General features: G+C 73.3%; 20 protein-coding genes. 17 read left to right on the top strand and 3 right to left on the bottom strand.

From position 1 onward, the window contains the following. The first annotated feature begins 1 nt into the window (after window position 1). From OG580_RS18135 to OG580_RS18215, 17 genes are all read left to right on the top strand, one after another. Complete coding sequence (locus OG580_RS18135) at window positions 2–1000, top strand: hypothetical protein (protein WP_267044722.1); 999 nt, start codon at window positions 2–4, stop codon at window positions 998–1000. After that, window positions 997–1980, top strand: a complete 984-nt coding sequence (locus OG580_RS18140) for a 3-oxoacyl-[acyl-carrier-protein] synthase III C-terminal domain-containing protein (protein WP_267044723.1) — start codon at window positions 997–999, stop codon at window positions 1978–1980. The genes OG580_RS18135 and OG580_RS18140 overlap by 4 nt, the downstream gene beginning before the upstream one ends. Continuing rightward, window positions 1977–2576 carry an acyl-CoA dehydrogenase gene (locus OG580_RS18145; protein ID WP_267044724.1) on the top strand — a complete coding sequence of 200 codons (600 nt, stop codon included), beginning with the start codon at window positions 1977–1979 and terminating at the stop codon, window positions 2574–2576. Before OG580_RS18140 ends, OG580_RS18145 begins: the two co-directional genes overlap by 4 nt. Next, entirely contained in the window at window positions 2563–3786 is a 1224-nt protein-coding gene (locus OG580_RS18150; protein WP_267044725.1) for an acyl-CoA dehydrogenase family protein, read from the top strand. The genes OG580_RS18145 and OG580_RS18150 overlap by 14 nt, the downstream gene beginning before the upstream one ends. Beyond that, entirely contained in the window at window positions 3779–4555 is a 777-nt protein-coding gene (locus OG580_RS18155) for a hypothetical protein (protein WP_267044726.1), read from the top strand. Before OG580_RS18150 ends, OG580_RS18155 begins: the two co-directional genes overlap by 8 nt. Then, a complete protein-coding gene (locus OG580_RS18160; RefSeq protein WP_267044727.1) occupies window positions 4552–5973 on the top strand; it encodes an MATE family efflux transporter in 1422 nt (473 codons plus the stop codon). Before OG580_RS18155 ends, OG580_RS18160 begins: the two co-directional genes overlap by 4 nt. Beyond that, window positions 5970–6671 carry a 4'-phosphopantetheinyl transferase superfamily protein gene (locus OG580_RS18165; protein WP_267044728.1) on the top strand — a complete coding sequence of 234 codons (702 nt, stop codon included), beginning with the start codon at window positions 5970–5972 and terminating at the stop codon, window positions 6669–6671. The genes OG580_RS18160 and OG580_RS18165 overlap by 4 nt, the downstream gene beginning before the upstream one ends. A 7-nt stretch (window positions 6672–6678) precedes the next feature. Then, window positions 6679–7878, top strand: coding sequence for a beta-ketoacyl synthase (locus tag OG580_RS18170; RefSeq protein WP_267044729.1), 1200 nt, complete (start codon window positions 6679–6681; stop codon window positions 7876–7878). Window positions 7879–7886: 8 nt separating this feature from the next. Continuing rightward, window positions 7887–8960, top strand: a complete 1074-nt coding sequence (locus OG580_RS18175; RefSeq protein ID WP_267044730.1) for a beta-ketoacyl synthase N-terminal-like domain-containing protein — start codon at window positions 7887–7889, stop codon at window positions 8958–8960. 36 nt (window positions 8961–8996) lie between these two features. Next, window positions 8997–10538, top strand: a complete 1542-nt coding sequence (locus OG580_RS18180; RefSeq protein WP_267044731.1) for an AMP-binding protein — start codon at window positions 8997–8999, stop codon at window positions 10536–10538. A 409-nt stretch (window positions 10539–10947) separates the two neighbouring features. Beyond that, entirely contained in the window at window positions 10948–11160 is a 213-nt protein-coding gene (locus OG580_RS18185) for a hypothetical protein (protein ID WP_267044732.1), read from the top strand. A 1-nt stretch (window position 11161) separates the two neighbouring features. Next, window positions 11162–13129, top strand: coding sequence for a hypothetical protein (locus OG580_RS18190; protein WP_267044733.1), 1968 nt, complete (start codon window positions 11162–11164; stop codon window positions 13127–13129). Continuing rightward, the gene (locus OG580_RS18195) at window positions 13129–13827 is read left to right on the top strand and encodes an HAD-IA family hydrolase (RefSeq protein WP_267044734.1); all 699 of its coding nucleotides are present in this window, start codon (window positions 13129–13131) and stop codon (window positions 13825–13827) included. Before OG580_RS18190 ends, OG580_RS18195 begins: the two co-directional genes overlap by 1 nt. 157 nt (window positions 13828–13984) lie before the next feature. Further along, window positions 13985–15382, top strand: coding sequence for a condensation domain-containing protein (locus tag OG580_RS18200; RefSeq protein ID WP_267044735.1), 1398 nt, complete (start codon window positions 13985–13987; stop codon window positions 15380–15382). After that, window positions 15379–16827, top strand: coding sequence for an NB-ARC domain-containing protein (locus OG580_RS18205; RefSeq protein ID WP_267044736.1), 1449 nt, complete (start codon window positions 15379–15381; stop codon window positions 16825–16827). Before OG580_RS18200 ends, OG580_RS18205 begins: the two co-directional genes overlap by 4 nt. Then, a complete protein-coding gene (gene fabV / locus OG580_RS18210) occupies window positions 16824–18095 on the top strand; it encodes an enoyl-[acyl-carrier-protein] reductase FabV (RefSeq protein ID WP_267044737.1) in 1272 nt (423 codons plus the stop codon). Before OG580_RS18205 ends, fabV begins: the two co-directional genes overlap by 4 nt. 150 nt (window positions 18096–18245) lie before the next feature. Continuing rightward, window positions 18246–19265 (top strand): LuxR family transcriptional regulator, encoded by a 1020-nt coding sequence (locus OG580_RS18215; protein ID WP_267044738.1) that lies wholly within the window; start codon window positions 18246–18248, stop codon window positions 19263–19265. Between the two features lie 143 nt (window positions 19266–19408). Here OG580_RS18215 and OG580_RS18220 read toward each other — a convergent pair whose 3' ends face one another. The 3 genes from OG580_RS18220 to OG580_RS18230 all read right to left on the bottom strand — a co-directional run bounded on the left by OG580_RS18220 (window position 19409) and on the right by OG580_RS18230 (window position 21516). Beyond that, the gene (locus tag OG580_RS18220; protein ID WP_267044739.1) at window positions 19409–19861 is read right to left on the bottom strand and encodes a hypothetical protein; all 453 of its coding nucleotides are present in this window, start codon (window positions 19859–19861) and stop codon (window positions 19409–19411) included. 29 nt (window positions 19862–19890) lie between these two features. Next, on the bottom strand, window positions 19891–20430 hold the full coding sequence (locus OG580_RS18225) for an RNA 2'-phosphotransferase (RefSeq protein WP_267048046.1): 540 nt from the start codon (window positions 20428–20430) through the stop codon (window positions 19891–19893). Between the two features lie 156 nt (window positions 20431–20586). Continuing rightward, window positions 20587–21516 (bottom strand): MerR family transcriptional regulator, encoded by a 930-nt coding sequence (locus tag OG580_RS18230; protein ID WP_267044740.1) that lies wholly within the window; start codon window positions 21514–21516, stop codon window positions 20587–20589. Between the last annotated feature and the right edge of the window lie 29 nt (window positions 21517–21545).

Here is a 21545-nt window from a genome sequence, read left to right on the forward strand (position 1 = left end):
GATGGTGCTGCAGCAGGCGACGCAGGCCGCGGAATCCGGCGGCGGCGCTCCGAACCGGACCGGAGTGCGGCTGTCCCACGTGGCCGGCACGGTGTTCACGGAGCGCGGCGAACCTCTCGTCGGCTGCGCCCCGGGGCTGATGGAGGTCGCCCTGGCCTCCCATCGGCTGTCCGTCGACGACGAGCTCCTGGCGCGTCGCGGCAACGGCTTCATCACGATGAGCGAACGGCTGCTCGGGGGGTGGGAGGGCACCTGGCCGGAGACGGACGCGGTGTTCCTCACCTACCGGGCGCCGGACCTCGTCACCCATGACGTGGCCGGCTGCTACCTGGCCGAGCGGCTGCCGGGCACTCCGGTGCCGCTGGCCGTCGCCGACCAGGGAGTCGGCGCCCCGTTCACCGCGCTGCGCATCGCCGACGCGATGGTGCGCTGCGGCGAGCTGTCCCACGGCGCGCTCTTCGTCCTCGACCAGAACGCCACCGCCGACTGGCACGACCCCCTGGGGGGCGCCGCTCCCCGTGACACGGACGCGGCGGTCCTCATGGGCCTCGGCTCCACCGGCGGGGCGCGCGTGGAACACGTACGCGAGAGGACCGTCGACGATCCGCGGCAGGGACTGCGGGACCTGCTCGGGGAGTTCCCCGGAGTCCGCGTGGTGGCCGGGGACGCACTCCTGGCCGGTACGGATACGGAGACGGGGTCGGGTTCGGGGACGAGCACAGGGTCCGGTTCGGGTTCGAGCACAGGGTCCGGTACGGGGACGAGCACAGGGCCGGGTACGGGGACGAGCACAGGGCCGGGTACGGCGGCGGATGCCGAGTCGGGCGCGCTCGGGGCCGTCTCCGGTGTGCCCGCCGGCCACGACTGCACCGGGGTCTGGGCGGCGCTCGCCGCGCGGTGGCCCCTCGCCGAGGCGGTCGTCCTCGCCGACTACGAACCGGCCGCGCGCCGGCTCTACAGCTGCCTGGTCACCCCCGAGGTACCGGGGGACCCGACATGAGCGCCACCCCGCCCGCGGTCGGCCTGTCCCGGGTGGCCGTACGTCTCCCCCGGCACACGGAACCGGTGGACGAGGTGCTGGCCAGGACCGGGCACAGCATCACCGAACGGCGGATGTTCTCGCGGTTCTACGGCCTGCGGGACAGCACCGTGCTCGGCCCCGGGGAGTCCCTGGAGGACCTCCTGGCGGAGGCCGGGGCCGCCGCGCTCGACGGGGTCCCGCCGTCCCTGATCCTGTACGGACACACCCTGCTCGTGCAGGAGTTCGGGACCCGGCCGGGCTTCGCCACGCGCATGCGCGCACGGCTCGGAGCCCCCGACGCCGCCTTCCACGGGGTGTCACAGGTCGGATGCACCTCGGTGCTGCGCTCCGTCGAACTGGCCCGGCGCTATCTGGGCCGGCCCGGGAGCCTGCCGACCGACCGGGTCCTCGTCCTCGGCGGGGACCAGGGCAGCATCCTGGACGGCGCCCGGGTGCTGCCGCGCACCACCGTGGCCTCCGACACCGCGGTGGCCGCGGTGGTGACACCGGAACCGCCGGGTGGGGGCGGGCGCCCGATCCGCTACCGCCACCTGTCCACCGCGAACGCCCGGGACACCCGCTTCCACCGGAACCTGCGGATGTCCGAGGCGGAGTTCGCGGCGTACGGAAAGGTCTGCGGCGATCTCGTCCAGCGGGTGCTCGGCGAGGCGGCGGACCGGGCGGGGCTCGCCCTGGCCGACGTCGACCTGGTCATGCCCCACATGTCGAACGCCGTCTTCTGGAAGGCCGTCTGCCGCGCCACCGGCATCCCCCGTGAGCGCGTCTGCCTGGAGCTGCTGCCCGAGCGCGGCCACGGCTTCGGGACGGACGCGCTGATGGCGCTGGAGCACGCCGACAGCACGGGCCGGCTGCGCCCCGGCGACCGGTGCGCCCTGGTCTCCATCGGCCAGGGCGCCTATTTCACGGCGATCGTCGTCGAGGTCTTGGAGGAATCGTGACAACCGATCTCAGGGAGTGCGAGGAGGCGGCCCGGGCGCACGGTCTGGCGAAGGGACTCGACCGCGCGCTCGACGGCGTCGACGTGCGCCTCGCGGCCCCCGGACCGTACGCCGCCGTCCCCGCCGGCCGGGCCGGGGGAGCGGACGTCCACCGGCACCGCCTCGCGGAGCTGGAGGGCGTCGTCTTCGTCCGCCGCGACCAGGACGGGCCGCACGACGCGGAGGCCTGCGCGCGCGTCGGCCGACGGCTCGCCCACACCCGGCTGGGGCTCGCCCGTCGTCTGCTCGACCAGGCGACGGTCCACCTGTCCGCCCGTACCGGCGGCGGCGAGCCGCTGTCGCGCAAGCAGATGGTGATCGGCACGGTGGCCGACGTCATGAGCGGGATCGAACTGCTGCGGCACTACGCGCGGTCCCAGGACAGCCGTCGGGCCCTGGTCGATCTGCACCACCGACTGGACGTACTGGGATGGGAGATCGCCCGGCTCTTCGGAGCGGCCGGCTACATCGCGGACAACGAGGTGCGCGCGCTCCACGTCTCGGCGCTGGCCGCCAACACCTGGATCGACGGAGAGCTGAGCGATGATCGAGTTTGACCGGCGGCTGCGCGAGATACGGGGCACCGCCGCCGAGGCGGGCGCCGACCTCCGGGAGCGGGCCCTGGCCGTGGACGCGGACCCGCACTCCATGGAGCAGCACTTCGACTCCCCCGGATTCCACCTGATCCGGACCATCACCACCCCCGTCGAGCACCGGCCGAGCGCGGACCGGGGGACGGCGGGCTTCACCCCCGGCAGGAAGTCCCTGGAGACGGCCGTCTCCGTGGTGGAACTGGCCCGCGGCGACGCCGCGATGCTGCTGGCCTGCCCCGGTCCCGGACTCGCGGGCGTCATCGTCGACCTGCTCGGCGACGACGCCCAGCGCGAGCGGTTCTACGGGCGGCTCGCGGACGGGCGGACGTGGTCGTTCTTCGCGATGACGGAGGCCGAACGGGGCAACGACGCCACGGCCATGGAGACGCGCGTCGACTCCCGGGACGACGGTTTCCTGCTCACCGGGCGGAAGCGGTACATCGGGAACGCGGCGCGCGGCGGGATCGGCGTCGTGTTCGCGCGGACCGGCCGCTCGCCGATGTCGATCAGGGCACTACTGGTCGAGCCGGAGGCCGGGACCGGTGCCGCGGGCGGGACTGGGACTGGGGCCGGGACCGGGACTGGGACCGGGGCTGGGACTGGGGCCGGGGCCGCGGGCTGGCACCGTACGCCCCTGGAGATGGTCGGACTGCGGGGCGCGTACCTGAGCGAGATCGCCATGGAGAACGTCCCGGTCGCCGAGGACGCGTTCCTCGGCAACCACCTGCCGGTCACCCGCCGCGGCATCTGGGGCGCGGTGAAGACCTTCAACGAGATGCGGGTGCAGATCGCGGCCCTCGCCGTCGGGACCTCGCTGGCGATGGCCGAGTACGTCAGGGACCACAGCGCCGGTACGTCGCAGCCCGCCGGCCTGGACCTCGTGCTGGCCCGGGCCGAGGCCGCCCGTCACCTGGTGTACGACGCGGCGGCGTGCGTCGACCGCGACCCGGAGCGCAGCTACCCGTCGTCGGTCGCCAAGCTGGCCGCCAACCAGCTGGCCATGGACACGGCCCGCTGGTCGGCGCGCGCCCTCGGCCCGGCCGGGCACCTGACCCACCCCCTGCTGGAGAAGTGGGCCCGCGACGTGTGCGGCTTCGAGTTCATGGAGGGCACCGCCAACATCCAGCGGCTGCACGTCGAGAAGGGCTACCGCACCGGAGACGCGGATGCCTGACCTCTACGTCGACGCGGTACGCGTCGCCTGCCACGACCACCCGGTCCACGTACCGGCGGTCGCCCTTCCCGAGGACGACGACCGGCGCTGGCTCGCCGGGTTCGTCGCCCGGGTGGCCGGGGTGCCGCTGGAGGACCTCGGGGTGCTCGACCCGCTCGCATCCGGGCAGGGCGACGAGTCCGCGTTGTGTCTGCGGGTCCTCGACGCCCTCGGTCCGGCCGCCGCTCCGCAGCCGCTCGTCCTGGTCCGGTCCGGGCCCGTCCTGGACCCCAAGGTCTCGATGCTTGCCGGGCTCGTCCACGCCACGGACTGGGCCGGCGACGACCTGGGCCTCACCCACCTCGACGAGCAGGGCGGCACCGCCGTACTCGACCTGCTCGCCTGGACCCTGCCCGACGACGGCGGCGCGACGGTCCTCGTCATGGACGCACCACCGGTACGCCTCCTCGCCGAGCGCGGTCGTCGGTCGTCGGTCGTCGGTCTCCGGCTGACCCGCGGATCGGGCGCCCTGCGCTACCTGGACGGTGGCCGGGGTGACCGGACGCCGGCCCCGGGAGCGGCCCTGGAGTTCCGTGGCACCGGACCCTGCGACGCCTGGATCGCGCTGAGCGAGGCGCTTGCGGCCGGGGTCGTACGGGCGGGGGACCGGCTGCTGCTGAGCACCGGGTCCGAGACGTCGCCCGAGACGGGCTGGGTGCTGCTCGAAGCGGCCGAGCCGCTGGGCGGCGTCGCGGTCCACGGGCCGGCGGAAGGAGCCGTCGTCCGATGAAGGGCCACGCGGCGGAGTCGTACCGGCACATCCTTTCGACCGGGATCCCCATGGTGCTGTCGTCCGCGGCGGTCATGGTCTCCCAGCTCGTCATCACCGGCCTCATCGGCCGGATCGGGGACGGGGCGCTGTACCTGCGGTCCGTCTACTCGCCGGTCTCGTTCCTGCTCATCGCGGTGACGACCGGTCTCGCGGTCACCTTGCAGGTGGCCGTCGCCCGTGCCGCCGGCCGCGGCGAGGAACGGGACACGACCGGTCACCTGGCGAGCGTCGTCCGGGCCGGCGCCTGCGCGTACGCGGTGTCCGGCGCGGTCCTGCTCGCCCTCGGCGGCGTGCTGGCGGACGCGGTGCACACCACGCCCGCCCAGCGCGACGAGTTCCGTGACTTCCTCGCCGCCATGGTCGTCGCCACGTTCCTCGGGATGCTCGGCGAGCTGTGCGCGGCCACCCTGCGCGGTCTCGGCAGCGCCGGAACGGCCGCGCGCGTCACCGGCGTCACGCTCGTCGTGCACCTCGGGCTGATCGCCGTCTGCGGACTCGTCCTCGACGGGGGCCTGATGGTGGTGCCCGCGGCGGGAGCCGTCGCGGCGGTCGTCGAGGTGGTCCTCGGGCTGCGCGCCCTCGCCCGCCTCGGGGTGTTCCGCCGGGAGCAGCTCACGCGGTGGCGTCCGGAGACCCTTCCGCTGCTGCGCGGGGTCGGGCTGCCGGTGGGTGCCTCGTACCTCGTCCTCTTCGTCGTCAACCTGCTCATGCTGCGGATCGTCGCCCGGGGCGGCGAGGACGTGGTGGCCGGCTTCACCGTCGGATACACCCTGCAGACGGCCGTCGTCGTCCCCGCCGTCGCCTTCGGCTCGGCGGTCGCCGTCCTCATGAACCAGCGGCTGGGCGCGGGAGATCCGACCGGCGCCCGGGACGTCTACCGACGGGGGCTGCACCTCGCCCTCGGCGCGTACGGGACCGTCACGCTGGTCCTCGTCGTGGCGGCGGGGCCGGTGGCCGACGCCTTGGCGGGAGGCCCGGACGTCGCCGCCGCGGCACGCGACTTCCTGACCGTCGCGGGCCCCACCTTCGGCTGCACCGGTGTGGCGCTGATGCTCCTGACGGTCCTGGAGCAGATCGGCCGGGGGCTGGTGGCGATCGCGCTGAACGTCCTGTACTTCGCGGTCCTCGTGGGTGTGGGGCACGTGCTCGTGGAGAGCTCCGGGGACGTCACCCGGCTCTACTGGGTGATGTGCGTCGCCGCGGCGGTCGCGGTGGTCACGGTGGTGCCGTTCGTCGGACGGGTCGTGGCCCGCCCGGGCCGGCTCCTCGTCGCGAGCGGTGCGAGTGGTGCGAGCGGTGTAGGTGCCACGGGTGCCACGGGTGCCACGGGTTCCTCCGGTGCCTCCGGCGCCACCGGGCAGGAGGCCCGCCCATGAGGCTCGGTGTGGACCTGCAGTCGGTGTCCCGGTTCCGACGGATCGCCCAGCACCCCCGTATGCGGGGCTGTCTGTTCACCGAGCGGGAGCTCGCGCAGGCGGAGGGGCTGGCCCCCGAGCGGTACGCGGAGAGGCTGGCCGGGCGGTTCAGCGCGAAGGAGGCCACCTGCAAGGTCCTGGGGCGCGGATTCGGCCAGGGCGTGCGGTGGCGGGACATCGAGATCGTCAGCAACGAGTGGGGGGCACCGCTGGTGTTCCTGAGCGGCGGCGCCCGGGCCGTGGCCGACCGGGCGGGCCTGACCCGGTTCCAGCTCACCCTCAGCCACCAGGCGGACCTGGTGATAGCGGTCGCCGCGGCAGAAGAGCTGCCGGAGCGACGGCCGGACAACGGTTCCGGCGGCAAACCGACCCTGAAGAGAGAGGTATCACCCATCATGAGCACGCCCACCCTGAGCAACGAGACGTCCCGCCTGCACGAGATCGCGACGATCGCCGCGGACCTGTTCACCGTCTCCGTCGACGAGGTCAAGGAAGCGGAGTCGTTCGTCAACGACCTGGGCACCGACTCCCTGCTCGCCATCGAGCTGCTGTGCCAGCTGGAGAAGCGTTTCGACGTGCAGATCGACGAGGGCCAGGCGCCGCTCATGGTCAACCTGCGCGGCACGTACGACGTCGTGGCCGAGATTGCCGGCTGGTGATCTCGCCGTGAACCGACGCATCGTCATCACAGGGATCGGCCCCGTGTCGGGCATCGGCACGGGCGTGGCCGAGTTCACCCGGGGGCTGCGGACCGGACGCAACGGCGTCGTCCCCATCAGTCGCTTCGACTCCGCGGGCTTCGAGCGGAAGGTCGCCGGCGAGGTCGGCGACTTCCGGCCCGAATCCCTCCTGCGCCGACTCGACGTGGACGACTGGGGCAGCACGTCCCTCTTCGCCGCGGCGGCGGCCAGACTGGCCGTGGACGACGCCGGGATCGACCTCCCCGCCTCCCGGACCGCGGTCGTGATGGGAACGACGAACGGGGAGATCGCCCCGCTCGTCGACATCACCGCCGACTGGTTCCGGGACGGGCCCGCCGTCCCGGACCGGGCGTCGGTTCGCAAGCTGCCGGCCTCCCGGCTGGGTCTGGCGGTCTCCCGTGAACTCGGCCTGCGGGGCGAGGCGACGACCCTCGCCACCGCCTGCGCCGCGGGCAACTACGCGCTGGGCCACGCCTTCGACCTGCTGACCCTGGGCGAGGCCGACGTCGCGATCGCCGGCGGCGCCGACTCGGTCAACCGGTTCGTGCACGCGGGGTTCCACCGCATCGGTGCCCTCACCGCGGACCGGTGCCGCCCCTTCGACGCGGACCGCACCGGCATCGCGACCGCGGAGGGCGGCATCGCGCTGGTCCTGGAGACGCTGGACAGCGCGCGGGCCCGGGGCGCGCGCGTCTACGCGGAGATCCTCGGGTACGGCATGTCGTGCGACGCGATCCACCCCGTGGCCCCCGACGCCGACAGCATCGCCCGGGCCATCCGGTCCGCCCACAAGCGGTCCGGCATCGCGCCGGACCAGGTCGACTACATCTGCGCGCACGGCACCGGTACGCGCGCCAACGACGTCGTCGAATCCACCGCGGTACGCGCGGTGTTCGGAGCCGTCCCGCCGCCGATGAGCTCGGTGAAGTCGATGCTCGGCCACACCATGGGGGCGGCCAGCGGCTTCGGCGCGGCGGCCTCCGCGCTCAGCATCCACCACGGTTTCCTGCCGCCCACCATCAACCACGTCACCCCCGATCCCGAGCTGCAGGACATCGACATCGTGCCCAACGAAGCGAGGGACGCCGACGTGTCGATCGTCCAGAACCACGGCTTCGCGTTCTTCGGCAACAACGCCATCATCGTTCTCGGGAGGCCCGAGTGAGCTCGGTCGTGATCACTGGCACGGGCCTGATCACCCCTGACCCCGGTGGGCCCGTGACCGGGCTCCCGGAAGGGGCGAAGCCGTCCGTTCCCGCCCCGTCGACGCAGGCCTTCCAGGCCCGTTCGTTCGACGCCGTGGAGGAACTGGGCCGCCGCACCGCCCGGTTCAACCACCGCACCACGCTGCTGACCATCGCCGCGTGCGGTGCGGCGCTGCGCGACGCGGGGGTCGAGGTCACGGAGGCCAACCGGGAGCAGATCGGCGTCACCGTCGGCACGTTCTGCGGCAGCGTCAGCGGCTCCGTCGACTTCGGCTGGGACACGTACGCGCAGCCGCGCCCGGCCATGGTGAACGCGGCGGCGCTGCCCAACCTCGTGATCAACGCCGCGGCCGGCGCGGCGGCCATCCACCTCGGTCTGCGCGGCGCCAACACCACCGTCACCGGCGGTCCGATCGCCGGGATCAGTGCCCTGCGGCACTCCGCGATCACCGTGCGGGCCGGGCACGTGGACATGGTCCTCGCCGGCGCCACCGAGGAGTTCGGCAGCCACGAGGCCTGGGTCGCCGCGGCCGCCCGGCCCGCCGCCGTGCCGGGTGAGGCGGCGGCCGTGCTCGTCGTGGAGAGCTCGGACACGGCGGAGCAGTCGGGGCGCAGGCCACTGGCCCGGGTCGCCGCCACGCACATCCGGACCCTCGGCGAGGCCGGTGGGACCAGTGGGACCGATGGGACCGGCGCAGTCCGTGAGCAGGAGCTGACGGAGGTGGTCTCCGAAGCCCTGCGGGCCGCCGGGGTCGAGCCCCACCAGGTGGTACGGGTCGCCCTGCGGGTCACCGGGGTGGCGGCGACGGACGCCGCCGTGGCCGCCGTCGCCCGGATGTTCCCCGTACCGCCCGACTACATCGAGGACAGGGTCGGCGACACCCACGCGGCCCACGCCGCCGTCCAGCTCGTCGAGACGGTGCGGACGGCCGTGGACCGGCGGTGGTCCGAGGACGACGCCGGTGTGGTGATCGGTGTCGACCCCGACGGGGTCGCGGCGGTCGCCGTGCTCACGGGCCCGCCCGCGGCGGCCGCCCGATGACCTCCCGTACCGCGCCCCTCGTCACGAAGGACGGCCATGGCACCGATCGCACCTCCTGACACGTCGTACCGTCCTCCCGCGGCGGACGCGGTGCTGCACGACTGGTTCCGGCGCGGGCACGACCTGGACCCCGGCGCGGAGGCGCTCAGGATCGGTACCTCCCGGTACACCTACCGGGAGGTACGGGACCTCGCCCTGGCCCTGGCCGGCGATGTCGTCGCCGCCTGTCCCGAACGGCCCCGCCGGATCGGCCTCCTGGCCTCCCGGAGCGCCCAGGCGTACGCCGGGGTGCTCGCCGCGGGGTACGCCGGGGCGACGGTGGTACCGCTCCATCCGGACTTCCCCGTGGAGCGCACCCGGTCGATGATGACCGAGGCGGGGATCGACGCGCTGATCGTCGACACCGCCGGACGCCGGGTCGTCCCGCACCTGGCCGACCTCCTGGACGGTGTCCCCGTCGTCCAGGAACCCGTGGGGCAGCCGCTGGACGCCCCGCTGCCGGTGGCGCCCGACGACGTCGCGTACATCCTCTTCACCTCGGGGTCCACCGGGCGCCCCAAGGGGGTCCCCGTCCGGCACCGGAACGTCGACGCGTACCTGCGCTTCGTCCACGACCGGTACCGGTTCGGTCCGGACGACGTGTTCTCGCAGACCTTCGACCTCACCTTCGACCTGGCGATGTTCGACCTGTTCGCCGCCTGGGGGAGCGGCGGCACCCTGGTCAGCGTGCCGCCGCACGCCTACGCGAGCTTCCGCTCGTTCGTGGAGAACCACGGCATCACCGTGTGGTTCTCCTCTCCCAGCGTGATCGGGCTGCTCCGCCGGCTCGGCGAGCTGGCCCCGGGGACCCTGCCGGGCCTGCGGTGGAGCCTGTTCTGCGGCGAGCCCCTGCTCGGGCGGGACGCGGGCGACTGGCAGGCGGCGGCGCCGTTCTCGTCCACCGAGAACCTCTACGGACCGACCGAACTCACCATCTCGTGCAGTGTGCACCGATGGGATCCGGAGACGACTCCGGAAAGGTGTCTCAACGGGGTCGTTCCCATCGGGACGATGCACCCCGGGATGCGGTACGTGCTGCTCGACGCGGAGGGGAATCCCACCGTGGAATCGGGTGAACTGTGCGTCACCGGGGACCAGATGTTCCCCGGGTATCTCCAGGCGGAGGACGACCGGGGGCGTTTCGTCGAGCACGCGGGCGAGCGCTGGTACCGGACCGGGGACCTGGTGCGCCCGCTCGACGGCGGGGAGGACGGAGCGCTGGCCTACATCGGCCGCTGCGACCACCAGGTGAAGATCCGTGGCGTACGGGTGGAGCTCGCCGAGGTCGAGTGGGGGCTGCGGCGGTGCGAGGGCGTCGAGGAGGCCGTCGTGGTCGTGGTGCGCGACGAGCTGTTCGCCTTCGTCAAGGGAGCGCCCCGGACGACGGCGGAGCTCGTCGGGGAACTGGGCCGTTTCCTTCCGCGTGCCATCATTCCCCGGCGATTCCACCAGATCGACGAATTCCCCCTGAATGCCAATAGGAAGACGGACCGTCGGGAGCTGTCCCGTCGCGCTTCGGTCATCGTGGAATCCGGCTGACCGGATCAATCGGACAGGTACGGAAAAGAGATACGGAATGATGAAGCCCCCGGCGGCGGCGAATTACGCCCACCGGGGGCTTTTCCGCGCCTTTCGCAGTCCGGTCCCGACCGGGAAGTCCTGACCCGGATGTTTGGTGCGGGATGTCCATGGTGGGGCCTGTTCGCGCAGGTCGCCCATGACATCGGAATTGAGCTCTCCGCTTTACTGACCGGATGTGGCCAAGTCCACTTGAGTCCATCCGTCATCCCTTTCGCGGTCTCCGTCGAAACTGCAGAATCATCAGCGCAAAGGCGGGCCCGCCGGCACGGGCCAGGGGAGATCCGGTCGATATTCGCAAGGTTCCTTCTCAATTCCTGCCGCCTTCATTTCCTGCCCGTGAGTTCACCGCACAGAAAGGGTCCTCGCCATGTCGGCCCGTACGTTCCCCCTCTTCCCGCGCCACGGCTTCGCTCGCTACCCGCTGATCGCCCTCCTCGCCCTCGCCTTCGCCTTCGCCCTCGCGTCGGTGGCGGCGGCCCTCACGGCGCCCGCCGGGACCGGGGCAGGGACCGGGACCGCGGCCGCCGGGGCGCCGCTGCCGGAGAGCGCGGACCGCCTCGACGACATGGGCTGGCAGTGAGGTGACCCAGGACCGTGGTGAGACCGGCACGCCGGCCCCCGGTGCCTGGGCGGCGGCCGGTACGGACGCGGGGCCGCCCCGGATCAGCGTGGCCGTGATGCACCACCCGCACCGGGGCCCGTCCGTGACGGACCTGGTGGCGTCCTGCCTCCCGCTGGACGCCCGGGTCGTCATGGACCCCGATCCCGCCGGACCGCCCAGCCCCCTGCGTACCGCCAAGCTGGCCTGGGCGGCCGTCGGACCGGAGGCCACGCACCACCTGGTGCTCCAGGACGACGTCACGCTCTGCTCCGGCTTCGCCGAGCAGCTCACGGCGGCCGTCACCCAGCGGGACGACCACGCCCTCGCGCTGTACACGAACTGGAACAGCCCCCACAACGCCTACCTGGTGCGCTGCGCGGCCGTGGCCGGGCAGTCCTGGGCCCCGCTGGGACACCACGAGTGGGTGCCGACGCTCGGTCTCGTCCTGCCGGCCGAGGCGGCCCGGCAGCTCGCCTCCTACCTGGAACGCTTCCCCGACGACTTCCGCGACGACGACGAGCTCGTGGTGGGCTTCTGCGCGCAGGAGGGATACCCGGTGACCGCCTCCGTTCCGCACCTCCTCGAACACGGCGCCGGCCCCAGCCTCGCCGGCAACGACTCCCACGGACCGCGCCACGCCACCGTCCCGGTCGGCGACGCCACGCCGCCGGTCGAGCACTGGCGCCGGCCCGGGCCACGGGTCTTCCCGCCGCGTACGGGCACGGTCGAACGGCTCTACGCGGTGGAACTCCGTGACTCCCGCTGCTCGTTGAGGCTTCTGCGGCCGGAGGCGGAGGAGCCGCTGGAGCACCCCTTCGGCTGGGACTGGTCCGACTGGGCCGGGTGGGCGGGCGCCGACCCGGACCGGATGCGGTCCGATCTCGCCGCCGTGGAGGGCGGGTTGGGCCCGGACTCCCCGAAGGTCCTGTCCCGGCCGGCCCGCACCGAAGTGGCCGCCGCCGCCTGGCTCCTCGGCCACGACGTCTCGCGCACCGCGTGGGGCCGCCCGCCGGGCCCGGTGCGCACCCGGGACCGCGACGAGGCGCTGCGCTCCTGGATCCGTTCGGGGCTCGCGCCCCACGACACCGCCGGGATGACCCCCGAGGTGCTGGACGGGACCGTGGGGTGGGCGCTCGGCGCGCTGGACCTCGGCATGCGCGCGGGCGAGGGCTCGGGAGCGCGGGGCCGAGGCGGGAGCGGGAGCTGTTCCGACCGTCCCGCGCGGACGCGGGGCGAGGTCACGGTCACCGACCTGAACGTGTGGAACGCCGTGTCGGAGATGGCCGTCCGGGAGGCGACGGTCCTGACGGGATCGGCGTCCCAGCCCCCGCCCACCTGGGCGCTCGTCCACGCCTGCCCCTGGTGCGGGGCCACCCCCGTGGACCACCTGCCGGACCTGGCGGCCCGGCACTCGGGAGGTGGCGCGCTGTCGTACCTGGCCGCGTCGGACACCCTGGACATCACCGCGCTGCCGGGCGCCGACGAACAGGCCGCCGTCGTCGAGATGCTGGCGTGCGAACGGCCCACCGTGCGCGGCCTGCTGGCCCTGGCGCACGGACTCCGCGAGCACGGGATCACCTGGTACGAGAGCCGCAGCACGGCACTGCTGACGCTGCTGTCCGGCGCGTCCGGCGCGTCCGGCGCGTCTGGCGCGTCTGGCGCGTCCGGGGCGTCCGGCGGTCTCTGCGACTCGTTCTCCGCGGACCCGTCCCGCGTACTGGACCTGCTTCCCGGTCTCGCACGGGCGGAGGCCGTCTGGTGGGACTCGACCGATGCCGGGCGGCCCGCAGGGAAGGCCGTCCTGCCGGTCTCCTTCGGCTCGGCCGACGGAGAGTCGGACGCCGGACCCAGCCGGTTCCTGACGGCCCACGCGACGTCACCCGTGCTGGACGCGCTGGCCCGGACGTACCGCCGTATTCGTTTCGACGCAGCGAAAGGGAGACTGTGATGCCCGGGCCTCCGGACCCCACCGGCAGATCGTGGTCCGTCAGGGCCTTTCTGTTCGACCTCGACGGCACGCTCGTCGACTCCATGGCGGCGATCGAGCGCCACACGGTGCGCTGGGCACAGCGCGTCGGAGTCGCTCCGGAGCCGGTGCTGTCCCTCTCGCACGGCCGCAGGGACGAGGAGTTCATCCCCCTCGTCGCCCCCTGGGCCGACGCCGAGGAGGAGCTGCACTGGCTGCACCGGCTCTCCGTCGAGGACACCGAGGGCATCTCGCCCCTGCCCGGGGTGCGCGAACTCCTCGCCGCGCTGGGTCCGGAATCCTGGGCGGTCGTCACCTCGGCGGCGCGTGAGGTCGCCGAGAGCAGGCTGGCCGCGGCCGGTCTTCCCCGTCCGGTGCACTTGGTGTGCGCGGAGGACGTCACCCATGGGAAGCCGGACCCTGAGGGCTTCCTGCGAGGCGCCGCCCTGCTCGGCGTTCCGGCCGCCGCCTGTCTGGCGGTCGAGGACTCCAAGGCGGGGGTACGCGCCGCCCAGGACGCGGGGGCGTACGTGCTGGCGGTCGGCGAGGCCGCGGAGCACGCCGACCACGGCCGGCACCTGCGGGACGTGACCGTCCGGAGCCGGGCGGACGGCGGGCTCCAGGTGTGTACGCCGCTGGGCGGGACGACGGCGTACGAGGCCTGCCGCCCCCGCTCGTGACCGCCTGGCGCCGAGCGCCGCGGACAAGCACCTCCGTGCACGCCCCCCGTACAAGCACCTCCGTGCACGCCCCGTACAAGCACCCCCGTGCACCCCCCCCCGTACAAGCACCCCGTGCACGCCCCCCGGACGAACCTGACCAGAAACGGACTGCCTGATGTCTTCCGACGTCCCGCACAGGCCCGTCGCCCGCCGTCTGACGCTTCCCTTCACCGGGCCCACCAGCGGCCGTGGTCCCGCGACATGGGGCCAGACGGCCATCCGGCGCGCGTTGCGCGCGCTGGAACCCGACGACCACCAGTTCAACGTCGACTGGGGCGGCCCGGTCGACGGCGAACTGCCGCTCGACACGGCCCTCACGGCGCTCGCCGGCCTCATGGGCGTCCATGACTCGCTGCGCACCCTGCTGCACGAGATGCCTGACGGGACCTACGCGCAGGAGCTGCACGCCGGGGGCGAACTGGACGTCCACGTGGTCGAGGCGGACGACGCCGAGGACGTCGTCGCCGCCGTCGCCGATGCCCTCCATCAGGAGCTGTACGGGCGGCCTTTCGACTACGCCCGGGAGTGGCCCCTCCGCGCCGGCCTCGTCACCCGGGGCGGTCTCGTACGGCACGCGGTGTTCACCGTGTCGCACACGGCGGTGGACGGCTGGGGGCTGCCCCGCCTCCGGGAGGACCTGGCAAGTCTCGTCGCCGGAGCCGACGCCGTACGGCTCCGCGAGGGACGCGCGATGTGCGGGCCGCTGGAGGAGGCCGCCCACCAGCGGAGCCGGACCGCCCTGCGGCGCGACGAATCGGCCCGGTCCTTCATCCTCCGCAACCTCGCCCAGGCCCCGGCCCGCCTCTACGGCGAACCGGCCGACGCCCCCGCCGACGGGCCCCGTTACCGGCAGGCGGTGCTCCACTGCCCCGGCCTCGACGCGGCCGCCGACGCCACCGCGGGCCGCCTGGGCGTCACGTCCTCGACGGTCCTCCTCGCGGCGGCCTGCGCGGCCTCGGCGCGTTCGGCCGACCGCTCCGACTTCGTCTTCCAGGTCATGGTCAACAACCGTTTCGTGCCGGGCCTGGCGGACGTGGTCGCCCCCGTGGCTCTGGAGAGCGTGCTGTACGTACCGGACTGCACCGGTCCGATGGAGGCGCTGGTGCCCCGGATCTGGAAGGCGTCGGTCAACACCTACCGCTTCGCGTACTACGACAAGGACCGGCTCACCGAACAGCTCCGGGACGTCTCCGCAGCGGACACGACCTGCTGGTTCAACGACCGGCGCGGGGTGGCGGTCCTGCCGTCGGGAGCGACGGATGGAGCGGGAGAAGGAGCGGGGGAAGGGGCCGGCGGAGAAGGCCGTCTGACGTGGAGCGTTCCGTCGGACCGGCAGGGCGGTACGACGCTCGCCCTCCACGTCCTCGACGCACCGGGCGGCCTGGACCTCTCCCTCACGGCGGACACGACACGGCTGACGCCCGAGACCATGGCGGAACTGCTGCGGACGATGGAACGCCTCGTCGTGTCGACGGACACGAGCGCCCCGGCCGACGGGACGGTGCCGCGGTGACGGCCCCGATAGCCCCGGCAGCCCCGGTTGTCCCGGGAGTCCCGGCAGCCCTGGGAGCCCCGGTTGTCCCGGCAGCCCCGACAGCCCCGGTTGTCCCGACAGCCCCGGCCACCCCCGACTCGCTGGCCGAGGCGCTCTTCGGCGCACGCGAGGCCGCGTGCCTCACGCAGGAGGAACTGGCGGAGGTCTCGGGACTGAGCGTGCGGGCGATCCGGAACCTGGAGACCGGCCGCACCGCCCGCCCCCGCAAGCAGTCGCTGCTGCTCCTGGCCGAGGCGCTCGGGCTGCCGCCCGAAGAGGCCGGACGCCTGCTCACGCTCCCGCACGACAGGAGCCCGGCGGGCCCGCCCGGCGACCCGTGCGTCCCGGCCGAGCTGCCCGCCGCGCCGACGCAGCGGCTGGTCGGGCGGGAGACCCTGGTCCTGGCGCTGCGGACCTTCCTCATCGAGGGCGACGCGCACCGGGGGCGGCTCGCGGTGGTGGTCGGCGCGCCGGGCGCCGGGAAGACCTCGCTGGTCAGCCGTACCGCGCACCTGGTGCGCGACCACTTCCCCGACGGGCAGGTCCACGTCGACCTCGCCGCCCACCGCCCGCCCTCCACCATCCCCGCTCCCGGCCCGCTCACCCCCGACGCGATCGTCCGCCGAGTGCTCCGTTCGCTGGGATGCGCGCCGGAGCAGGAGTACGGAGAGGAGCGCGGGGAGGAGGCCGGCGCGCGGCTCCGGGACGTCCTCAGCCGGCGGCGGGTCCTCGTGGTCCTCGACAACGTCGACAGCGAGGCGCAGGTCCGTCCGCTGCTCGGGGGCGGGGCCTCCAGCGCCGTACTGGTCGCCGCGCGCCGCGAACTCAGCGCGCTGCCGGGCGGGTTCGCCGTCTCGGTGGGCACGCTCGCCCAACCCGACGCGTACCAGCTGCTCGAAGACCTGGTCGGCGCGGACCGTACCAGCGCGGAGCGGTCAGCGGCGCTGAGCATCACGCAGTCCTGCGCGGGCCTGCCGCTCGCCCTGCACCTCGCGGGGCTCTGGCTCACCTCCCGACCGCACCGTCCGCTGCGCGACCTCGCCGACCGTCTGGTCTACGAGCAGGACCGCCTCCGGCTGCTGCGGATCGGCGACCTGTCCCTGCCGGCGAGCGTGTCCGCCTGCCACCGGCTGCTGCGGCCGGCCGAGCGGGCCCTGCTGAGGAAACTCGGCGCGGCGCGCGGCGACTTCGGTCTGGACGACGTGCTGGCCCGGTCCGCGCTCTCCAGGGACGTGGCGACCGACCTCCTGGAGGAGCTGCTGCACCGCCAGATGATCCACCTCAGCCGGACGGGTCGCACGGGACAGATCCGCTACCGGTTGTACGACGCCGTGCGCCTGTACGTCTCGCACTGCGCCGTCCCGGACCCGCGGTCGGTCACCGCGGGAGAAACGTCCCTCTCTCAGGAATTGATGGTGTCATGAACGCTCAGACAGTCCGGCCCTCGGGCAGAGGCTTCCTCCTCTTCGACTCGCACCCCGCGGGCTGCGCGCGGTTCGTCGACGACCTGGCGCTCCAGGCGGGTGCGCCACTCCCCGTCGACCGGGACCGCGCCGACCGCGACCGTGCCGACCGGGACCGCGCCGACCGCGACCGCCCGGTCGTGCTGATCATCGGGGCCAGCGCCGGCTACGGTCTCGCGGCCACGGTGACCGGCATCGTCCAGCACGGCGTGAACGGTGTCGCGGTCTCCCAGGAGCGCCCGGGCCGAGGCCGGCGTACGGCCACCGCGGGCTGGTACCGGACCGCCCGGACGGCCGAACTGGCCGCGGAGCACGGCAGCGACCTCACCTTCGTCAACGCCGACTGCTTCGCCCGGGCGACCAAGGACGAGGTGCTCGACCTCGTCGCGGAGCGGTTCGGCCGCGTCGACCACCTCGTCTACAGCGTGGCCGCACCCCGCCGTACGGACCCGGCCACGGGTGTCACCCACGAGTCCGTGCTCAAGCCGATCGGCTCCCCCTACCTCTCCCGGGCGCTGGCCTTCGACGAGGACGCGAAGCCGAAGCTGAACGAGTCCGTGATCGAGCCGGCCTCGGACGAGGAGATCGCCGCGACCGTCGCCGTCATGGGCGGCGAGGACTGGGAGGCCTGGGTGCGGGCGCTGGTCGAACGCGGTCTGACGGGCGACCGGTTCAGCACCGTCGCGCTGTCCTACCTGGGCGCCGAGCCGACGGCCGCGATCTACCGCAAGGGGAGCATCGGAGCGGCGAAGGAGCACCTGGAGCGGACGGCGCACACCCTCGACGCGCTGCTCCGCGGCACCGGCGGATCCGCGTTCGTGTCGGTCAACGGCGCCACGTTCACCCAGGCGTCGGCGGCGATCCCGGGCATGGCGCTCTACCTCGCCCTGCTGCACCGGTCCCTGGCCGGTGGCCTGCAGACGCCGGTCGAACAGCTCACGCGCCTGTGGGGGCACCTGACCGGTACGAGCCCGCTGCCCCTCGACGCGGAGGGCCGGGTCCGGCTGGACGACTGGGAGCTGCTGCCGGACGTGCAGGCCGCGGTCGGCGAGGCGTGGCAGCGGGTGCGGTCGGAGGACGTCGCCGAGCACGCCGACACGGAGTGGGTGTGGAGGGAGTTCCGGCAGCTGCACGGCTTCGACCTCGACGGCGTGGACTACGAGGAACCGGTGCCGATCGACGTGGCCTGGCCGGCGCCCGACACGGCGGATTCCGTCCGCGTGGGGTGAGGCGCCCCGCCTCCGGTCCGGGCCGCTCCGCCGTGCCCGGACCGCCTTTTTCCTCTGTTTCCCCCGCGCTGTTCCCTCGATTCGGACACCCCCCTATTGGTCTAGACAATGGGATATCGTGCGTCCGTGCTCGATAAGGAACAGCATCACTTGTTGGCGGCCTTGGGTGTCACCGAGGACGCCGAGTCCGTGTATCGGTTGCTTCTGGAACACCCTCTGCGCACCACCAAGGCGCTGGCCGCCGAGCTGGCCCTGCCCCAGGAGCGGGTCGACGCCGCCGTGGCCGAACTGAGCAAGGACGGCCTGGTACGCAACTCCGCGGAGGACGCCTCGGCCTGGTGGCCCGTCCGCCCCGACCTCGCCCTGCACGTCCTGGTCGAGCGGCAGCGCGCGGAGATGGACGCGCAGCGGTCCCGGCTGTCCCGCTCCCAGACCGCCGTCGCCACGTTCGTCGCGCACACCGCGCGGCAGCGCTGCGACGAGGCCGCGGACGGGATCGAGACCCTGCGCGGCATCGACCGCATCCGGGAGTACCTGCGGGTGCTGACGTCCGAGGTCCGCAGCGAGATGATGGTGTTCGCGCCGGACGGCGCCCAGACCACGGACAACATGGAAGCGTCCAGGCCCCTCAACGACGAGCTGCTCGGCCGGGGCGTCGTGATGCGCACGCTCTATCAGGACAGCGCGCGGAACAACCCCGCGACCATCGCGTACGCGCGGTGGATCAGTGAGCGCGGCGGCAGCGTCCGCACCGCCCCGATCCTCCCCACCCGGATGATCATCGTCGACCGGAGCAAGGCGATCCTGCCGCTGGACCAGGAGAACTCGGCGGAGGGCGCCGTCGTCATCTCCAGCGCCTCGGTGCTCTTCGCGCTCTGCTCGTTCTTCGATCTGGTGTGGATGTCGGCGCGCCCGCTGACGGACATCCGCAGCCGTGACGAGTCGGGCCTCTCCACCCAGGAGGTCGCCGTGCTCCGGCTCCTGGCCGAGGGGCAGACCGACGAGGTCGTGGCCAAGCGCCTGGCCATCTCCACCCGTACGGCCCGGCGCATCGTCTCGGGACTCACGGAACGACTCGGCGCCCAGAGCCGCTTCGAGGCGGGGGTCCGCGCCGTGCAGTGCGGCTGGCTGCCGACGGTCGCCGGCGAGGAGTCCGCGATCTCGGCCTGAGCCGGCCGAACAGGGTCAGCGGACTTCGGGGTCGCCGGGCTTCGAGGTCGCCGGGCTTCGGGGTCGCCGGGCTTCGGGGTCGCCGGTCGAGCGGGTCAGCGGACCCGGGGGTCAGCCGACCCGGGGGTCAGCCGACCCGGGGGTCAGCGGACCTTGCCGTTCAGCCAGGGGGTGAGCGTGCTGTTCGGGATGAGTTCCTTGTACGTCGTGTCCCCGGGGAGCGGGACGACCAGCCACCAGCCGGGCGGGAAGAAGCGGCCCTTCACGTGGGCGAGGCCGCCGAGGACGGAGCGGAGGAAGGCGGGCACCGCGTCACGGGGCACGTCGGCGAACTCGACCCCGTCCACGATGATCTTCGCGTCGTCCTCGGGGAACAGCTGGACGGTGAGCACGGGGGAGCCGCCCAGCTCGACGTAGGCCTCGTGCGGCAGGGAGCCGTCCGGGTCGAGGACGGCGAACGCGCCGGCGGAGGTGCGCCGGGAGGTCCGGTCGGCGCCGATGTCGTCGGTCACCGTCATCTCCAGGTGGAACTCCTGGGCGATCTCGCGGATCGCGGTGACGGCCGATTCGGTGGTGGGCAGGTCCGGGTGTGCCATGGGAACGATCATGCCTCAGCCGCCGTGCCTCAAGGAAGGCGAAGGAACTCCGGCGGGACGGCGTCGGTCAGCCAGACCCCGTTGGCGCTGACGTGGAAGACGTGGCCGGCCCGGTGCATGGCTCCGGCGTCGACGCTCAGCACGACCGGCCGGCCGCGGCGGGCCCCGACGCGGGTCGCGGTCTCCCGGTCGGGGGAGAGGTGCACGTGGTGGCGGGCCATGGGGCGCAGCCCCTCGGCCCGGATCGCGGGAAGCCGGTCCGCGACCGTGCCGTGGTAGAGGTACGCGGGCGGCTCGGCGGCCGGCAGGTCGAGGTCGACCTCGACGGTGTGGCCCTGGCTCGCGCGGATGCGGGTGCCCTCGATCGCGAAGCGCTTCTTGTCGTTGGTCGCGACGACGTGGTCGAGCTCCTCGCGGGTGATCGGGAAACCGTGCCCGGCCGTCGCGCGGAGGAGCGCGTCGATCTCGGTCCAGCCCTGTGGGTCGAGGACGAGACCGATGCGCTCGGGCTGGTGGCGCAGGTGCTTGGAGAGGTACTTCGACACCTTCACCGTGCGTCGTTCGTCCATGGGTTGTCGTGTCATGCCGTCAGGATGCCGGAGCCGGTATCGCCGGACCAACGAATTGTCGTGAAGGTGTTTGATCCACAGCCAAGGCGACTTATCCACAGGCTAGTTGGCGATTCTGTGGACAACACGGCGACACGTACCGGCACATCGGGCACGTTAGCCCGTTATGTGCTGATTCGAGGCAAGGGTGTCCAATGTTCTCTTGTGGAGCTCTCGTTCGGTGGCTGCCATGACGAAGGCCGCCACCGACTCCGCGCCGACCAGGTTCTGTACGGCCCGGATCGTGTCGGCCGGCAGGGTCACCGCGCGGGGCTCGTCGTCCTTCGCCGGCGGGGTGTCGGGGGACAGATGGAGCTGGAGGTGCCGGGTGGCCAGCAGGCGCATCGCCCGGGCCAGTTCGGCGTCCACTGTCTGCTGGGCGAGCGGCCGGAGCCGCCGCACCATCGTCGCCGCCTCGGCGGCGTCCGCGTCCGTCGGCGGCCGGTGCTCCAGGTAGCGCGCGAAGACGTGCTCGGTCGTGAACTCCAGGAACCGTGAGGCGATGTGCTCGACCTGGTCGCGAAGCTCCCGCAAGTGCCCGGTGATCGCGGGGAGCGGGACCCCCGCCGCGTACAACTCGACCGCCACGGCGAGCTCTTGCGGGCTCGGTACGAGGTACTCCTCCGCCTCCCGGTCGGGGAGCCGTTCCAGTACGCCGAGCTCCACGGCCTCCCGGATGGCGTCCTCGTCCGGTGTGCCGCCGAAGCGGGCGTCCAGCTCCGCCCGGGAGATCCGGTCTGCCTCCTCGTCGGTCCACGGCCCGTGGACCTCCGCGACCAGGCCGAGTACCCCGCCGAGGCCCCGGCCGGTGTCCCAGGCCTCCAGGAGCTCCTTGATCGAGGCCAGGGTGTAGCCGCGGTCGAGGAGGTCGGCGATCTGCCGCAGCCGGGCGAGGTGCGCGTCCCCGTACACGTTGGACCTGCCGCGCCGCTCGGGGCGGGGCAGCAGACCGCGGTCCTGGTAGGCGCGGATCGTCCGGACCGTGGCCCCGCTGTGGTGCGCGAGATCCTCGATCCGGTACTCCGGCTGTGCTGACTGCTCGGACAAACCCGCTCCCACCGACCGCTTCCCGCCCC

Source organism: Streptomyces sp. NBC_00094, assembly GCF_026343125.1.
Lineage (GTDB): Bacteria > Actinomycetota > Actinomycetes > Streptomycetales > Streptomycetaceae > Streptomyces.

Excerpts from the sequence above, each read along its gene's own strand:
- OG580_RS18135 (WP_267044722.1), top strand. The coding sequence starts at position 2 with ATGGTGCTGCAGCAGGCGACGCAGGCCGCGGAATCCGGCGGCGGCGCT.
- OG580_RS18195 (WP_267044734.1), top strand. The coding sequence starts at position 13,129 with ATGCCCGGGCCTCCGGACCCCACCGGCAGATCGTGGTCCGTCAGGGCC.
- OG580_RS18155 (WP_267044726.1), top strand. The coding sequence starts at position 3,779 with ATGCCTGACCTCTACGTCGACGCGGTACGCGTCGCCTGCCACGACCAC.
- OG580_RS18225 (WP_267048046.1), bottom strand. The coding sequence starts at position 20,430 with ATGGACGAACGACGCACGGTGAAGGTGTCGAAGTACCTCTCCAAGCAC.
- fabV (WP_267044737.1), top strand. The coding sequence starts at position 16,824 with ATGAACGCTCAGACAGTCCGGCCCTCGGGCAGAGGCTTCCTCCTCTTC.
- OG580_RS18200 (WP_267044735.1), top strand. The coding sequence starts at position 13,985 with ATGTCTTCCGACGTCCCGCACAGGCCCGTCGCCCGCCGTCTGACGCTT.
- OG580_RS18180 (WP_267044731.1), top strand. The coding sequence starts at position 8,997 with ATGGCACCGATCGCACCTCCTGACACGTCGTACCGTCCTCCCGCGGCG.
- OG580_RS18140 (WP_267044723.1), top strand. The coding sequence starts at position 997 with ATGAGCGCCACCCCGCCCGCGGTCGGCCTGTCCCGGGTGGCCGTACGT.
- OG580_RS18150 (WP_267044725.1), top strand. The coding sequence starts at position 2,563 with ATGATCGAGTTTGACCGGCGGCTGCGCGAGATACGGGGCACCGCCGCC.
- OG580_RS18165 (WP_267044728.1), top strand. The coding sequence starts at position 5,970 with ATGAGGCTCGGTGTGGACCTGCAGTCGGTGTCCCGGTTCCGACGGATC.
- OG580_RS18185 (WP_267044732.1), top strand. The coding sequence starts at position 10,948 with ATGTCGGCCCGTACGTTCCCCCTCTTCCCGCGCCACGGCTTCGCTCGC.
- OG580_RS18220 (WP_267044739.1), bottom strand. The coding sequence starts at position 19,861 with ATGGCACACCCGGACCTGCCCACCACCGAATCGGCCGTCACCGCGATC.
- OG580_RS18160 (WP_267044727.1), top strand. The coding sequence starts at position 4,552 with ATGAAGGGCCACGCGGCGGAGTCGTACCGGCACATCCTTTCGACCGGG.